This window comes from Ureibacillus sp. FSL K6-3587 (assembly GCF_038593165.1).
Taxonomy (GTDB): domain Bacteria; phylum Bacillota; class Bacilli; order Bacillales_A; family Planococcaceae; genus Ureibacillus; species Ureibacillus suwonensis.
The window spans coordinates 1,564,622-1,578,834 of record NZ_CP151969.1; the positions used below are offsets into that span (position 1 = coordinate 1,564,622).

Sequence of the window (14,213 nt, forward strand, 5' to 3'; positions counted from 1 at the left end):
TCACTAGTACAGCAGAGATGATAATGTTACAATAACCTTGTCTATTTCCAAATTTGATTATTATATCGGAAGGCTGTAACGTAGAAAGGCTGTGGAAAAATGGATGAAAAGCAAATGTTTCAATTGATCGCAAAGGATACGAATGTGAAACCATCCCAAGTGGAGGCGGTCATCAAGCTGTTGGAAGACGGGAACACCGTGCCGTTTATAGCCCGTTATCGTAAAGAAGCAACGGGTTCCCTTGACGAAGTGCAAATTAAATCAATTGAAGAACGGTATCACTACGTACAACAACTGGAGCAAAGAAAAGAAGAGGTCATCCGGTTAATTGATGAACAGGGAAAACTCACGGAAGAACTGGCCGCTGAAATCCGGGCAGCTACAATACTGCAGCGGGTGGAAGACTTATATCGTCCATACAAACAAAAACGCCGCACGAAAGCGACCGTTGCAAAAGAACGGGGGCTTGAACCGTTAGCGGATGAATTGATGAAATTTGGGATGGATCCGATAGAAACTCTGGCAAGTCCATTCATGAACGAAGAAAAAGAAATATTGACGGTGGAGGATGCCATCAATGGAGCCAAAGATATTTTGGCGGAGCGATTCTCTGATGATGCCAAAGTCCGGGATTTACTTAGAAAGCTATCATGGAGGGAAGGGATTATTACTACCTCCGTAAAAGATGGGGAAAAAGATGAGAAGAAAGTATTTGAAATGTATTACGAATACGAAGAACCAGTCAGAAGCATCGTTCCCCATCGAACGCTCGCCATCAATCGGGGAGAAAAAGAAGAAGTGTTGAAAGTGTCCATTCATGTACCATTGGACAAAGCGCTGCAAATCATGGAGAAAGAATGGATTCCATCAAAATCAATCTCCCCTTCAATTGTACCGGTAAAAGAAGCGATTGAAGACAGTTATAAACGGCTCATCCAACCTTCCATCGAGAGGGAAATTCGTAATGAGTTGACAGAAAAGGCAGAGGCTCAAGCAATCCATATTTTTTCAGAGAATTTGAGAAGCTTGCTTTTGCAACCGCCAATGCGCGGCATTACTGTGCTTGGGGTGGACCCTGCTTATCGGACTGGATGCAAATTGGCCGTTGTGGACGAAACCGGGAAATTGCTGGAAGTGTCAGCAATCTATCCGCATCCGCCTGTATCGAAAGTGGAAGAGTCGAAAGCGATAGTAAAGGCGCTGCTAGATAAATATCCCATTGATATCATTGCGATTGGCAATGGTACGGCATCAAGGGAAACCGAACAATTTATTGCAGATGTATTAAAAGAAGTGGATCGGGATGTATCTTATGTCATCGTCAATGAAGCAGGAGCTTCCGTATACTCCGCTTCCGAAATTGCACGGGAAGAGTTTCCGGATTTGCAGGTTGAACAGCGGAGTGCCGTATCCATTGCACGACGTCTTCAAGATCCGCTGTCCGAACTTGTGAAGATTGATCCAAAAGCGGTGGGTGTAGGCCAATATCAGCACGATGTATCCCAAAAGAAACTGGCGGAATCATTGTCATTTATTGTTGAGACGGCCGTAAACCAAGTGGGAGTGGATGTAAATACCGCATCGAGCTCACTATTGCAATATGTATCGGGACTTTCGAAAACAGTGGCGGAGAATATAGTTAAAATGCGCATCGAAAATGGGAAATTTACATCCCGCACCCAGTTGAAGAAAGTGCCAAGACTTGGCGCGAAAACATATGAACAAGCGATCGGGTTCTTGCGCATACCAGACGCCAAAAACCCATTCGATGCAACGGGAATTCACCCGGAAAGTTATGAAATAGCGGAAAAAATTCTTGAACTTTGCGGTTTATCCAAAAATGATATTGGCACCGAGAAATGTGAGCAGACTTTAAGCGACGTTAACATTAATCAGTTAAGCGAGCAATTGGGCGTTGGCGAAATTACGGTAAAAGATATCGTTGATACATTAATGAAGCCGATGAGGGATCCCCGTGATGAGTATCCGCAACCGCTGTTAAAAACAGATGTATTAAAAATGGAAGATTTGAAAGCGGGAATGGAATTGCAAGGAACTGTCAGAAACGTTGTTGACTTTGGAGCTTTTGTTGATATCGGTGTGAAACAGGATGGCCTTGTGCACATTTCAAAATTGAAAAAAGGAAGGGTCAAACATCCCCTTGACGTCGTTTCATTGGGAGACATTGTGACGGTTTGGGTTGAAAAAGTGGAGAGCGAAAAAGGAAGGATTGCTCTAACAATGATACCGCCGGAAAAGCAAACCGTTGGAAATGAAGAAGCAAACTAAAAAATCAATGTCCGTTTTCACATTGCTTGATATGTTAAAAGGTGAGGTGTCTAACAAATTAGGCACCTCTTATTTTTGGTATGCTAACATTATTGCAGATAATATTATTTATGATATTGAGAAAAAAGATGGTGAAGAAAATGACGGATCAGGAACTTCAACTATTAGTGGAACAAATGTCTTTGGAATACTTTGGGCGCAGTTTTTTACATAAAGCATATTTTAATCCCCGATTGAAAACGACTGGCGGCCGGTATTTGCTGAAAAGCCATAATATTGAATTGAACAGAAAATCATATGAACTCTTTGGCATGGAAGAATTGAGGGGCATCATACTTCATGAACTTTGCCATTATCATCTTCATATTCAAGGAAAAGGGTATAAACACCGGGATAAAGACTTCCGAAATTTAATGGCAAAAGTCGGGGCACCGAGATATTGTTCCAGAATTGAAGAAAGCTATCGGAAACACAAAACGGTGCATCTGTACGAATGTGCAACTTGCCATCAACAATACATACGAAAGCGAAGAATGGATGTCAGAAAATATCGTTGCGGCATTTGCCGAGGGCCATTAAAAAAAGTGAGCGAATTTAAGAAGAATTAACTTTACAACATTAATTTTTCGTGGTAAATTAATTAGCGTTGTCGCAAGATATACTTTATAATAATGCTTAGAAAATATGGGGAATATCAAAGATTTTTCCGAATGAATAAATGAAAAAAGTTGTTGACTTTTATATAGATAGTCATTATAATAATAAAAGTCGGCAGGGAAAACCGATAAATAAAATCATTATTCCGAAGTAGCTCAGTGGTAGAGCAATCGGCTGTTAACCGATTGGTCGTAGGTTCGAATCCTACCTTCGGAGCCATGGCCCCTTGGTCAAGTGGTTAAGACACCGCCCTTTCACGGCGGTAACACGGGTTCGAATCCCGTAGGGGTCATCTTGTTTTTACGGTCTCGTGGTGTAGCGGTTAACATGCCTGCCTGTCACGCAGGAGATCGCCGGTTCGATCCCGGTCGGGACCGCCATTACAAGTTATTGGGGTATAGCCAAGTGGTAAGGCAACGGATTTTGATTCCGTCATGCCCAGGTTCGAATCCTGGTACCCCAGCCAACTAAATATGAGCCATTAGCTCAGTGGTAGAGCATCTGACTTTTAATCAGAGGGTCGAAGGTTCGAGTCCTTCATGGCTCATTTTTTTAAAAAAATAATTGACAAATCCAAATGGATATGTATAATTAATAAAGCCACCGATAAATGCGGTCGTGGCGGAATGGCAGACGCGCTAGGTTGAGGGCCTAGTGGGGGCAACCCCGTGGAGGTTCAAGTCCTCTCGGCCGCACCAATTGAATGCGCGTTATTTCAAATCAAATAATAATATGCGGGTGTAGTTTAATGGTAAAACCTCAGCCTTCCAAGCTGATGTCGTGGGTTCGATTCCCATCACCCGCTCCATTTTTGTCTTATGAACCTTGAAAACTGAACACCGAAACGTTAATGTTATAAATTTTCCAATTCGTTGACCCTCGTTGACGGATTGGATACGGACAAAAGTTTGAGCTAATCAAATTTTCTTTTATGGAGAGTTTGATCCTGGCTCAGGACGAACGCTGGCGGCGTGCCTAATACATGCAAGTCGAGCGGACCAATTAGAAAGCTTGCTTTTTAATTGGTTAGCGGCGGACGGGTGAGTAACACGTGGGTAACCTGCCCTATAGACCGGGATAACTCGCGGAAACGCGTGCTAATACCGGATAACACACCGAAGCGCATGCTTCGGGGTTGAAAGATGGTTCTGCTATCACTATAGGATGGGCCCGCGGCGCATTAGCTAGTTGGTGGGGTAACGGCCTACCAAGGCGACGATGCGTAGCCGACCTGAGAGGGTGATCGGCCACACTGGGACTGAGACACGGCCCAGACTCCTACGGGAGGCAGCAGTAGGGAATCTTCCACAATGGGCGAAAGCCTGATGGAGCAACGCCGCGTGAGCGAAGAAGGTCTTCGGATCGTAAAGCTCTGTTGTAAGGGAAGAACAAGCGCAGCAGTCACTGGCTGCGCCCTGACGGTACCTTACTAGAAAGCCACGGCTAACTACGTGCCAGCAGCCGCGGTAATACGTAGGTGGCAAGCGTTGTCCGGAATTATTGGGCGTAAAGCGCGCGCAGGCGGTCTCTTAAGTCTGATGTGAAAGCCCCCGGCTCAACCGGGGAGGGTCATTGGAAACTGGGAGACTTGAGTGCAGGAGAGGGAAGTGGAATTCCATGTGTAGCGGTGAAATGCGTAGAGATATGGAGGAACACCAGTGGCGAAGGCGGCTTCCTGGCCTGTAACTGACGCTGAGGCGCGAAAGCGTGGGGAGCAAACAGGATTAGATACCCTGGTAGTCCACGCCGTAAACGATGAGTGCTAGGTGTTAGGGGGTTTCCGCCCCTTAGTGCTGCAGCTAACGCATTAAGCACTCCGCCTGGGGAGTACGGTCGCAAGACTGAAACTCAAAGGAATTGACGGGGGCCCGCACAAGCGGTGGAGCATGTGGTTTAATTCGAAGCAACGCGAAGAACCTTACCAGGTCTTGACATCCCGCTGACCGCCATGGAGACATGGCCTTCCCTTCGGGGACAGCGGTGACAGGTGGTGCATGGTTGTCGTCAGCTCGTGTCGTGAGATGTTGGGTTAAGTCCCGCAACGAGCGCAACCCTTGTCCTTAGTTGCCATCATTCAGTTGGGCACTCTAAGGAGACTGCCGTACAAATACGGAGGAAGGTGGGGATGACGTCAAATCATCATGCCCCTTATGACCTGGGCTACACACGTGCTACAATGGGTGGTACAAAGGGCAGCAAACCCGCGAGGGGGAGCGAATCCCAAAAAGCCACTCTCAGTTCGGATTGCAGGCTGCAACTCGCCTGCATGAAGCCGGAATCGCTAGTAATCGCGGATCAGCATGCCGCGGTGAATACGTTCCCGGGCCTTGTACACACCGCCCGTCACACCACGAGAGTCTGTAACACCCGAAGTCGGTGAGGTAACCCTCCGGGAGCCAGCCGCCGAAGGTGGGACAGATGATTGGGGTGAAGTCGTAACAAGGTAGCCGTATCGGAAGGTGCGGCTGGATCACCTCCTTTCTAAGGATATAAACGGAAAACATTAACGTTTTGGGTTCAGTTTTGAAGGTTCATGCCTTCAATCAAGAGTTTTGTTCTTTGAAAACTGGATAAACGACATTGAAAGCAAGAAATTTACTGTAAAGTTCTTACGCTTTTCTGATAGAAAAGCAAACCATCAAGGGTTACGAGGCGCAAGCAAATCGTAAGCCGTAAGGTTAAGTTAGTAAGGGCGCACGGTGGATGCCTTGGCACTAGGAGCCGATGAAGGACGGGACTAACACCGATATGCTTCGGGGAGCTGTAAGTAAGCTTTGATCCGGAGATTTCCGAATGGGGCAACCCACTGCTCGTAATGGAGCAGTATCTTAACGTGAATTCATAGCGTTAAGAGGGCACACCCAGGGAACTGAAACATCTAAGTACCTGGAGGAGAAGAAAGAAACATCGATTCCCTGAGTAGCGGCGAGCGAAACGGGAACAGCCCAAACCAAGAGGCTTGCCTCTTGGGGTTGTAGGACACTCTATACGGAGTTACAAAAGGATGGGTTAGACGAACCGTTCTGGAAAGGACGGCCGTAGAAGGTAACAGCCCTGTAGTCGAAAATCCATCCTCTCCAGAGTGGATCCTGAGTACGGCGGAACACGTGAAATTCCGTCGGAATCCGGGAGGACCATCTCCCAAGGCTAAATACTCCCTAGTGACCGATAGTGAACCAGTACCGTGAGGGAAAGGTGAAAAGCACCCCGGGAGGGGAGTGAAAGAGAACCTGAAACCGTGTGCCTACAAGTAGTCAGAGCCCGTTAACGGGTGATGGCGTGCCTTTTGTAGAATGAACCGGCGAGTTACGATTACGTGCAAGGTTAAGTCGAGGAGACGGAGCCGCAGCGAAAGCGAGTCTGAATAGGGCGAAAGAGTACGTGGTCGTAGACCCGAAACCAGGTGATCTACCCATGTCCAGGGTGAAGGTGAGGTAACACTCACTGGAGGCCCGAACCCACGCACGTTGAAAAGTGCGGGGATGAGGTGTGGGTAGCGGAGAAATTCCAATCGAACTTGGAGATAGCTGGTTCTCTCCGAAATAGCTTTAGGGCTAGCCTCGCGTAACGAATACTGGAGGTAGAGCACTGTTTGGACTAGGGGCCCACCTCGGGTTACCGAATTCAGACAAACTCCGAATGCCAGCTATTTAGACGCGGGAGTCAGACTACGAGTGATAAGATCCGTGGTCAAGAGGGAAACAGCCCAGACCACCAGCTAAGGTCCCAAAGTAACCGTTAAGTGGAAAAGGATGTGGCGTTGCTTAGACAACCAGGATGTTGGCTTAGAAGCAGCCATCATTTAAAGAGTGCGTAATAGCTCACTGGTCGAGTGACGCTGCGCCGAAAATGTATCGGGGCTAAACGGTTCACCGAAGCTGTGGATTCGTGCTTCGCACGAGTGGTAGGAGAGCGTTCTAAGTGCGCAGAAGTCAGACCGGAAGGACTGGTGGAGCGCTTAGAAGTGAGAATGCCGGTATGAGTAGCGAAAGATGGGTGAGAATCCCATCCACCGAATGACTAAGGTTTCCTGAGGAAGGCTCGTCCGCTCAGGGTTAGTCGGGACCTAAGCCGAGGCCGAAAGGCGTAGGCGATGGACAACAGGTTGATATTCCTGTACCACCTCCCCGCCGTTTGAGCAATGGGGGGACGCAGGAGGATAGGGAAAGCACGCCGTTGGTCGCGCGTGTCCAAGCCGCAAGGCGGGGAAGTAGGCAAATCCGCTTCCCGTAACGCCAAGCGGTGATGGGGAGCCTCTTTGGAGGCGAAGTTCCTGATTTCACACTGCCAAGAAAAGCCTCTAGCGAGGCGGGAGGTGCCCGTACCGCAAACCGACACAGGTAGTCGAGGAGAGAATCCTAAGGTGAGCGAGAGAACTCTCGTTAAGGAACTCGGCAAAATGACCCCGTAACTTCGGGAGAAGGGGTGCTCATTGGGGTGCAAGCCCCGATGAGCCGCAGTGAATAGGCCCAGGCGACTGTTTATCAAAAACACAGGTCTCTGCAAAACCGCAAGGTGACGTATAGGGGCTGACGCCTGCCCGGTGCTGGAAGGTTAAGAGGAGGAGTTAGCGCAAGCGAAGCTCCGAATTGAAGCCCCAGTAAACGGCGGCCGTAACTATAACGGTCCTAAGGTAGCGAAATTCCTTGTCGGGTAAGTTCCGACCCGCACGAAAGGCGTAACGATCTGGGCACTGTCTCAACGAGAGACTCGGTGAAATTATAGTACCTGTGAAGATGCAGGTTACCCGCGACAGGACGGAAAGACCCCGTGGAGCTTTACTGTAACCTGATATTGAATTTCGGTGCAACTTGTACAGGATAGGTAGGAGCCGTAGAAGGGGGAGCGCCAGCTTCCCTGGAGGCGCCCTTGGGATACTACCCTGGTTGTACTGAAATTCTAACCCGCAAGCCTGATCGGCTTGGGAGACAGTGTCAGGTGGACAGTTTGACTGGGGCGGTCGCCTCCCAAAAGGTAACGGAGGCGCCCAAAGGTTCCCTCAGAATGGTTGGAAATCATTCGCAGAGTGTAAAGGCATAAGGGAGCTTGACTGCGAGACCTACAAGTCGAGCAGGGTCGAAAGACGGGCTTAGTGATCCGGTGGTTCCGCATGGAAGGGCCATCGCTCAACGGATAAAAGCTACCCCGGGGATAACAGGCTTATCTCCCCCAAGAGTCCACATCGACGGGGAGGTTTGGCACCTCGATGTCGGCTCATCGCATCCTGGGGCTGTAGTCGGTCCCAAGGGTTGGGCTGTTCGCCCATTAAAGCGGTACGCGAGCTGGGTTCAGAACGTCGTGAGACAGTTCGGTCCCTATCCGTCGTGGGCGCAGGAAATTTGAGAGGAGCTGTCCTTAGTACGAGAGGACCGGGATGGACACACCGCTGGTGTACCAGTTGTCTTGCCAAAGGCACAGCTGGGTAGCTATGTGTGGACGGGATAAGTGCTGAAAGCATCTAAGCATGAAGCCCCCCTCAAGATGAGATTTCCCATTGCATAAGCAAGTAAGATCCCTCAAAGACGATGAGGTAGATAGGTCCGAGGTGGAAGCACGGTGACGTGTGGAGCTGACGGATACTAATCGATCGAGGACTTAACCAAAAGAAAGCTTTCAATGCCGTTATCCAGTTTTGAGAGAACAACCTCTCAACTAAATATGGTGAAGTGACGATGGCAAAGAGGTCACACCCGTTCCCATACCGAACACGGAAGTTAAGCTCTTTAGCGCCGATGGTAGTTGGGGGCTTCCCCCTGCGAGAGTAGGACGTCGCTTCGCAAGCAGAAACACCACGAAAGTGGTGTTTTTTTATTGCCCAAAATAAGCCCCCAACTACCAAAGACCGGAGGTCAGCTCGGCGCGATACAGAAGCAGGAACCAAAAAGTGAAGCGGCAAACCGATTAGAAGCAGACGAGAAGCACGGGGACCAAGAAGATCAAGGAAGTGAGGAACCGGAGCGCAAGCGTCGGGTACGTGAGCACCGGACCGCCGAAACTGACGAGAGTAGCCGGTCAACGTGCTTCGGAGTTCGCGCCGATGGTAGTTGGGGGCCCTCTGCGAGAGTAGGACGTCGTCAATGTTTTTTCATTGAAATTCCACACAAATAAGACAGAAAGTCTGTTCATTTCTAGAAAAGGAGACAATATTCGATTTAATTTAATATTAATATTTAGAGGATACAAGAAAACAAAGAAAGACGAGTGTTCCAGTCCCATAAAACACCAACCACTAAACTTGACGAAAGTGGAAGGTCAACGTGCTTCGGAGTTCGCGCCGATGGTAGTTGGGGGTCCCTGCGAGAGTAGGACGTCGCATTAAAAAATTGAACATTTAAATATTTATGCTTTGTAACCATTATCAAAGACAGGAAGTCTTATTCATTTTCATTTTTTGAAGAAGCAGAATTTAAGTTATAGCAATATTAGTGTTCAGAGGACTGAAAGTCTGTAAGATATTCAAAATCCTCCCCTCTCCCCCCATCTAATGTCAGAAAAGGGTGAAAAGAATAAATATATAATAACAACCCTTTTTGAGGTGAAAATATGCGACGGTTAAAAAGAAACACCATTGTGATAATTTTCATTATTGTGGCGAGCATGATTCATTTTCTCTTCAAATTTTTTCTATAAACCGGATATGGAAATACATCTCTCTATAAATTGAAAACAATTTATTTCTAGAAAGGAAATGAATGAGTTACTATATAGAGAGATGTTTTTATTTTGCTTTTCGTTGATGAATCGAAGTCCTTTTAGATAAACTATTGTTGATGTGAAGTGAGAGGATATGTGATGGAAATGTATGAAAAGGAAGTCCATTCATTAGAAGAAACAAATCAATTAGCCATTCGTCTGGCCAATTTACTTGAGCCTGGAGATAATATTACTTTCGAAGGAGATTTAGGGGCTGGAAAAACCACATTTGTTCAAGCATTGGCAAAAGGGCTTGGCATTTCAAGAACGGTAAACAGTCCGACATTTACAATCATGAAACAATATGAAGGAAGATTGCCGCTTAATCACCTGGATGTCTATCGGTTGGAAAACAGCGATGAAGATTTGGGCTGGGAAGAAATATTCTATGGTGATGCGGTTACAGTTGTGGAATGGGCGCATTTAATAGAAGATCATTTGCCGGAAGAACGATTGGAAATTGAAATTCAACGATTGGATGAAAATAAAAGAAAGTTTATATTTAGACCGATTGGAAATCGGTATGAACGGTTATGTGAGGAGTTATTTCAATGATTTGGTTAGGGATAGAAACTTCAAATAAACCACTTTCCGTCGCCATTGCAAAGGATGGACAAGTGTTGGCGGAAATTGTGCAAAATTCGAATATGACACATTCTGTCACTTGTATGCCAGCGATTGAAGAAGTTTTTCGGAAAGCCAATTTACAACCGGCTGATGTCGATGCCATCGCCGTTTCGGAAGGACCGGGTTCGTATACCGGATTGCGGATAGGGGTTACCATTGCTAAAACATTGGCATGGACTTTAAAGAAACCTTTAGTTGGCGTATCCAGTTTAAAAGTGCTTGCAAGCAATGCAGAATTGTATAATGGCACTATTTGTGCGCTGTTTGATGCAAGAAGAAAAAATGTATATGCAGCAGCATACAGCGGTATGGATTTGAACACGATCATCCCGGAACATCACGGTTCGTTGGAGGAACTGTTGCAGCAGTTAAAAAGAGATGATGGACCGATTATGTTTGTTGGCTTGGATGCAACAAAATTTAAGGAAGACATCCAAGCCGTGTTAGGGGAACTGGCTGAATTCGCACCCCCTTCTCTCCATTTGCCGAGAGCATCAAAATTAATTGAACTTGCTGAAAAAGAACCGATACCGCCATTAGAAGCGATCCATTCCTTTGTTCCCCAATATCACCGTTTAGCCGAAGCAGAGGCAAATTGGATAAAGGAACAAAAGAAGGGGCAGTCACGATGATTCGATATCGGAAAATGACTCCGCAAGATGTGGAGGCCGTGCATGCAATCGAAGTCGAATCGTTTCCGATTCCCTGGTCGTTGGATTCCTTCCATTATGAAATGCGAGTCAATCCTTATGCTTATTATATTGTCGCAGAAGATGAGGCGGGAACGATTGTCGGCTATTGCGGCATGTGGATTGTCATTGATTCGGCCCAAATCACCAATGTGGCAGTGACCGAAAAAGCAAGAGGCCAAGGTATTGGTGAAGGGCTGATGAGAGAAGCGATGCGGGTGGCGAAAGAACATAATGCGGAAATGATGAGTTTGGAAGTACGGGTATCCAATGAAGTTGCCCAAAATTTATATCGGAAACTTGGATTCCAGGATGGCGGAATTCGAAAAGGATACTATACAGATAACCATGAAGATGCTTTAGTAATGTGGGTGAAATTATAAATGGAAAACTTGATTTTAGCAATTGAAACAAGCTGTGATGAAACGGCTGCAAGCGTCATACGCAACGGGAATGAAATCCTCTCAAGCGTAGTCGCTTCACAAATCGAAAGTCAAAAAAGATTCGGTGGGGTCGTACCGGAGATTGCGTCCCGTCACCATGTTGAACAAATCACGATTGTAATTGAAGAAGCTTTGGAAAAGGCGAATGTGGTTCCGTCTGATTTGGATGCCGTTGCGGTGACAGAGGGACCGGGTCTTGTCGGCGCATTGCTCATAGGAATCAATGCCGCGAAAGCTTTTGCCTTTGCCCACGGTTTGCCGATCATTGGTGTGCATCATATTGCCGGGCATATATATGCAAGTGCGCTGGTGGAACCGTTGCAATTTCCTCTGCTGGCGCTTGTAGTGTCTGGGGGGCATACGGAGCTCGTCTATATGAAAGGGCACGGTTCTTTTGAAGTCATCGGAGAAACCCGTGATGATGCGGCAGGTGAAGCCTATGACAAGGTGGCACGGGTGTTGAACTTGCCTTATCCGGGAGGACCGCATATCGACCGGATGGCTCACGAAGCGGAAAAGGGCGTCGATTTTCCACGGGCATGGTTGGAGGATACGTATGATTTCAGTTTCAGTGGTTTAAAATCGGCAGTCATCAATTATAAGCATAATTTGGAGCAGAGGGGACAAGAAATCATTCCGGAAGAGATTGCAAAAGGCTTCCAAGATAGTGTGGTCGAAGTGTTGACAACCAAAACGGTGAAAGCGGCAAAAGAGCTGGGTGTCAAACAAGTGATTGTGGCCGGTGGTGTTTCGGCGAACCGCGGACTAAGAGAAAGTTTGCAAAAAGCGCTCGATCAAGAAGGGATACCATTTACGGCTCCGCCACTCTCTTTATGCACTGATAATGCGGCGATGATTGGCGCCTGTGCAGCATACATGTATGAAGCCGGCGTAAGGGGAGACCTGTCAATGAACGGTTTGCCCGGAAAAGAATTAAAAAGTTGGATTCAAGACGACAATCTTCGCCAACCGAATCAAGGAGGCTGGGACAAAACTAGCTTCTAGATAGGAAAAAGGAGAATTTGAGCCAACTCAAATTCTCCTTTTTCCATTTATCCCCATTATTTTTGGTTAGTTGATCTTTGTTGGCCGTGTATTTTCGTAAATTCACGGCCATTAAGGCAATGCCCATTTCATTTTCCACTTTCGATTTTCCTCGAACGGAAAATCGAGTGAAACGCAAATTAGCCTTCAAGAATCCAAAAACTGGTTCTACGTCTATTTTACGTTGACGGAAAATAGAACCAGCTTTTTCTTCTGAAAGCTTCGCTCTTACATATTCTTTTTGTTGTTCCCATTTTTCATTCACCATGACCTTTCGGTGATTGCCTTCCTTTGCTTTTGTGCATGATGAACGAAATGGACATCCTGAACAGTTTTCACATTCATAGATTTTCAATTCTCGTTTGAAACCAGTCTTATCTGTACGTACAGAACGATAACGGAAGGTTACTCGCTGCTGATTTGGACAAATGTAGGTATCACTTTCTTCGTCGTACATCCAATTGTCTGGATGAAATGGATTTTGTTTATATTTCTTCTTTTGTTCTTTCTCATACATGGTATATGGAATAAGTGCCTCACATTTTCGATTCGAAAGGATGTCCTCATAGTTCTGTTCACTACCATAACCAGCATCTGCGACAATATATTTTGGCAATGGAAAATAATGCTTCTCAATCTCATTCAAGAACGGAATCAATGTACGTGTATCAGTAGGATTTGGAAAGATGCTATAAGCTAGTGCGTATTGACCTTCTGTTGCGATTTGTACATTGTATCCAGCTTTCAATTGACCGTTTTTCATATAGTCGTCTTTCATTCGCATGAACGTCGCATCTTGATCTGTTTTGGAATAACTGTTCCGTTCCCCCAAGATGTCCAAGTCTTTTTGGTATTTTTGTTTTCGTAGAATGAAGTCTATTAATTGTTTGTACGCTTGTTTTGGATATTTTCGTTCGCTTCTTAATGCTTTTCGTTCTGTGGCATCGGGCGATGTTTCTATCTTTTGGTCATATTCCTTAATGACTTCATCGACTTGTTGCACCATTTGAGCGAGTTCTTCTACGGACAGTTCTCCCTCATTTTCCCGCTCCATTTCAGGGATGATTTCTTTTTCTAATAGTTCGTTGTATAACTGATTGGACTTTTCAATTAAGTTTTGGTTGTATTTTTCAATGGATTTCTTCCATACGAAAGTAAATTTATTGGCATTCGCTTCAATCTTCGTACCATCGATAAAAATGGCTTCTTGATCGATTAACTTTTCTTCCACCAGTTGGCAACGGAATTGGACAAAACATTGACGAATTAATTCTTTTACTTCCGGATGCACACGAAAACGATTGATCGTCCGATAACTTGGTTCATATCCTTGTGCCAACCACATCATTCGTATACTGTCCTTTAATAGCGCTTCAATTTTTCGACCTGAAAAGACAGACTGCGAATAGGCACACAAAATAATTTTTAGCATCATGCGTGGATGATAAGCAGGACAACCTGTATTTCGAAGAAACGGCTGGAAGGCTTCATTTGGAATACTTTCAACTAAATGGTGAATATGGAAGGCAATATCATTTTCTTGTAATTTTATTTCTAAATCTAGAGGTAAAACTAATTGATTCATGTTATAATATTTAAACATAAGGACCCTTCTTTCTGTTAGTTTTGGTGGTAACTTAATTTTAACAGAAGAGGTCCTTATTTTTTATTGAAAAAATGAAGAACAGCTCATGAAATTTCATTCCAAAATTTCATGAGCTGTTTCCATTTTAGAGGGGGTTTTGTCCCAGCCTCTTTTTTATTTTAGAAT

7 protein-coding genes, 7 tRNA genes and 3 rRNA genes are annotated in these 14,213 nt (G+C 45.8%); 16 read left to right on the plus strand and 1 reads right to left on the minus strand.

Annotated features, from left to right (window positions below; genetic code table 11):
* Positions 1 to 99 precede the first annotated feature (99 nt).
* From NSS77_RS07710 to tsaD, 16 genes are all read left to right on the plus strand, one after another.
* Positions 100 to 2,289, plus strand: a complete 2,190-nt coding sequence (locus tag NSS77_RS07710) for a Tex family protein (RefSeq protein WP_342471076.1) — start codon at positions 100 to 102, stop codon at positions 2,287 to 2,289.
* A gap of 140 nt (positions 2,290 to 2,429) precedes the next feature.
* Positions 2,430 to 2,897 carry a SprT family protein gene (locus NSS77_RS07715; RefSeq protein ID WP_342471225.1) on the plus strand — a complete coding sequence of 156 codons (468 nt, stop codon included), beginning with the start codon at positions 2,430 to 2,432 and terminating at the stop codon, positions 2,895 to 2,897.
* A 193-nt stretch (positions 2,898 to 3,090) separates the two neighbouring features.
* Positions 3,091 to 3,165 (plus strand) — tRNA-Asn (locus NSS77_RS07720).
* A 1-nt stretch (position 3,166) separates the two neighbouring features.
* Positions 3,167 to 3,238: transfer RNA gene (locus tag NSS77_RS07725), tRNA-Glu, on the plus strand.
* Positions 3,239 to 3,250: 12 nt separating this feature from the next.
* Positions 3,251 to 3,326: transfer RNA gene (locus NSS77_RS07730), tRNA-Asp, on the plus strand.
* A gap of 11 nt (positions 3,327 to 3,337) precedes the next feature.
* Positions 3,338 to 3,412, plus strand: a tRNA-Gln gene (locus NSS77_RS07735).
* A gap of 9 nt (positions 3,413 to 3,421) precedes the next feature.
* Positions 3,422 to 3,493: transfer RNA gene (locus NSS77_RS07740), tRNA-Lys, on the plus strand.
* A 65-nt stretch (positions 3,494 to 3,558) separates the two neighbouring features.
* Positions 3,559 to 3,644, plus strand: a tRNA-Leu gene (locus NSS77_RS07745).
* 36 nt (positions 3,645 to 3,680) lie between these two features.
* Positions 3,681 to 3,754 (plus strand) — tRNA-Gly (locus tag NSS77_RS07750).
* A 120-nt stretch (positions 3,755 to 3,874) separates the two neighbouring features.
* A 16S ribosomal RNA gene (locus tag NSS77_RS07755) occupies positions 3,875 to 5,427 on the plus strand.
* A 195-nt stretch (positions 5,428 to 5,622) separates the two neighbouring features.
* Positions 5,623 to 8,549 (plus strand): 23S ribosomal RNA (locus NSS77_RS07760).
* Positions 8,550 to 8,608: 59 nt separating this feature from the next.
* Positions 8,609 to 8,724, plus strand: a 5S ribosomal RNA gene (gene rrf, locus NSS77_RS07765).
* The 16S, 23S and 5S rRNA genes sit together here with 7 tRNA genes alongside, the layout of an rRNA operon.
* 1,020 nt (positions 8,725 to 9,744) lie before the next feature.
* The gene (tsaE, locus tag NSS77_RS07770; protein ID WP_342471226.1) at positions 9,745 to 10,194 is read left to right on the plus strand and encodes a tRNA (adenosine(37)-N6)-threonylcarbamoyltransferase complex ATPase subunit type 1 TsaE; all 450 of its coding nucleotides are present in this window, start codon (positions 9,745 to 9,747) and stop codon (positions 10,192 to 10,194) included.
* Positions 10,191 to 10,898, plus strand: a complete 708-nt coding sequence (gene tsaB / locus NSS77_RS07775) for a tRNA (adenosine(37)-N6)-threonylcarbamoyltransferase complex dimerization subunit type 1 TsaB (protein WP_342471077.1) — start codon at positions 10,191 to 10,193, stop codon at positions 10,896 to 10,898. The genes tsaE and tsaB overlap by 4 nt, the downstream gene beginning before the upstream one ends.
* Positions 10,895 to 11,338, plus strand: a complete 444-nt coding sequence (gene rimI, locus NSS77_RS07780; RefSeq protein ID WP_342471078.1) for a ribosomal protein S18-alanine N-acetyltransferase — start codon at positions 10,895 to 10,897, stop codon at positions 11,336 to 11,338. The genes tsaB and rimI overlap by 4 nt, the downstream gene beginning before the upstream one ends.
* Positions 11,339 to 12,403, plus strand: a complete 1,065-nt coding sequence (gene tsaD, locus NSS77_RS07785; RefSeq protein WP_342471079.1) for a tRNA (adenosine(37)-N6)-threonylcarbamoyltransferase complex transferase subunit TsaD — start codon at positions 11,339 to 11,341, stop codon at positions 12,401 to 12,403.
* Here the strand turns inward: tsaD and NSS77_RS07790 are convergent.
* The gene (locus NSS77_RS07790) at positions 12,393 to 14,045 is read right to left on the minus strand and encodes an IS1182 family transposase (protein WP_342470373.1); all 1,653 of its coding nucleotides are present in this window, start codon (positions 14,043 to 14,045) and stop codon (positions 12,393 to 12,395) included. The two genes, tsaD and NSS77_RS07790, sit on opposite strands and share 11 nt — an antisense overlap.
* Positions 14,046 to 14,213: the final 168 nt, after the last annotated feature.